Annotated in this window: 1 protein-coding gene and 2 pseudogenes; all 3 read right to left on the bottom strand. The window is 42.1% G+C overall.

Translation table 11 applies throughout. The features are described from left to right. A pseudogene (locus WBA23_RS25950) lies at window positions 1-188 on the bottom strand (peptidase dimerization domain protein); the annotation flags it as partial. 109 nt (window positions 189-297) lie between these two features. After that, window positions 298-939 carry a glycerol-3-phosphate 1-O-acyltransferase PlsY gene (gene plsY / locus WBA23_RS25945; protein WP_424585183.1) on the bottom strand — a complete coding sequence of 214 codons (642 nt, stop codon included), beginning with the start codon at window positions 937-939 and terminating at the stop codon, window positions 298-300. A gap of 179 nt (window positions 940-1118) precedes the next feature. Next, window positions 1119-2117, bottom strand: a pseudogene (locus tag WBA23_RS25940) (hypothetical protein); the annotation flags it as partial.

Genomic DNA, 2117 nt, shown 5'->3' with positions numbered 1-2117 from the left:
TCGGTTTCTACTACCTCATCGTTATCAAACTTGGCTTCTACTAGCCGTTCCTTTAAAAAATCCGCCGTACGACGAACATCGTCCGCAAATTTAGAATCGGTACTTACCGAAGGGATTCTTAGCAAATCAAACAATTCATCTAAAAAACGATCCTGATTTTGCTCTACGTACGTTTGAAAGTTAGACATATTATTTTGGTGTTATAGCGACCGTTCCGCAGTTCTAAGATATTACAGTGTTGCTTCGTAAAATTATTCATTAACACTTGAACACCCTAACACAATAACACTAAAATTTTTAATCTTTCTTCACAAAAAGGTGGGTGCGATTTTCGTCTCCGTTTAGTAGGCGGCGGATGTTTTTTTGGTGAGTGATGACTAATAGGGTGAACATAGCAAATCCAAACGCTACCAGCAGTGGCTCACCCGTGCGGAACGGACGTAACAACAAAAATAAAGGAAATGATAAGGCCGCTAGCAGCGAACCTAATGAGACGTATTTAGTAGAAACAAGGATGATTAAGAACACAAGGGCACACAATAGTGCTACTACCGGCTGAATGATTAGTACCATACCCGACAGTGTAGCCATTCCTTTGCCTCCGTCAAACTTAGTAAACACCGGGAAGATATGACCTATTACAGCAATGATACCTAGTAGCAATTGAAACTCAACCAACTGGTCGGTAGGAATGATATCTTGTTGAAGCAACAGACGAGCTAGGGAAGTTGCCGCCGCTCCCTTTAGCATATCCAGCAGAAGAACAATGATGCCGGCTCGTTTGCCCAGTACCCGAAACGTGTTGGTAGCTCCGGCGTTACCACTGCCGTGCTCCCGCACATCAACTTCATACATCCGCTTTCCGTACCAAACGGCAGAAGGAATGGAACCCAATAAATACGCTAAAAGTACTGCACAACCTATATAAAAAATCGTCATCTTCTAATCTTCTCTTTCGTTTAAGCAACGCTCTAAGTGCACCCAATGTTTTCTGCTTGCTAACGGCCTTAATATAAGAAACTTTGGCGAGATGACTATTTCGGTTGAAATAAGCTATATGCTCTAGAAGTTTTTTTCATCAAGATGGCATCATTCAGTATACCTTATCTCTAAAAAGATTAAAATCCGTCGCGGTCTGCTTCTTCGTCCTCTTCTTCTAGTTCCTCATCGGCAATCATATCCGGTATAATGTCGAAGTTATAAGGTTCATCAATACCAAGGTAGGTTTGGCGGAAACGATTGACAAAGGTTAGCGTTTCGGAAATATCGCTGAGGTAAAAAGCAAATTCGTCTGAATCAGCTTTACCCATTTTAGAGCGCTCTCCTATTTCATCGCAAAAATCTTCGTTATACGCCCAAATACCCATTCGGTTATTCTGATGCGAGAAATAGTACCATGAATCAGCCGTAGCCTGCATAAACAAGTTAATAATCGTTCCTTCGTCAGTAGGTTTTATCTCTAAAAATCCGGTAGCCTGACCATTAATATCGGTTTCTTGAATATTAGATAAGCCGAGTGGAGAAGTACTGTACCAAGCTTTGTGCTCATCGGACCAAACTAGTTGCACATCAGCTAATACTATTGTCTTCTCCAATTGAGGGGCCACTGAAATTAGTGAGGTATAATTTGAAATAGACTGTTTGTCAAAATCGCGAGCTGCTTGGTCGCCAATGAATTCGGCTAGTTTATATAACAACCGCGTTCGGTCGTTGATAGCTGCTCTTGCCCCCGACTTATTGAGAGCCGCGTTTAAGTCTTCGCCTATCATTGCCACTGCTTGCGCAGGCAGGTCAATATCAATACTCATAAAAGCATCTAGTTTGTACTCGTTGGTTTGTAAGTCTCCCTTACCAGTACCTGCCGTTTGAATAGTGAGGCCTTCTTCGGGATAAGGGAGCAGATCTACTTTGCCTTCAAAAGCAATTGTTTGTTTGTTTTCATCGAAGGTAAACACATTGCCCGACAATGCATTAGGTGCGTCTTTTTTCGGATCGCGAATAGTATATCTCTGCTGTTCTTCATTATAAGAGAGCATACCCGCTGGTTTAAAAATACTGGGGTCTTCGGGCGAGCGAAGATCGGTAACAAAAGTCATGTACAAACTATTGCTGCGGTC

Origin of the sequence: Tunicatimonas sp. (genome assembly GCF_049647865.1) — a bacterium.
Taxonomy (GTDB): domain Bacteria; phylum Bacteroidota; class Bacteroidia; order Cytophagales; family Cyclobacteriaceae; genus Tunicatimonas.
The sequence above is the reverse complement of the archived record's forward strand: the minus strand, read 5'-3'. Positions and strand labels throughout refer to the sequence as shown.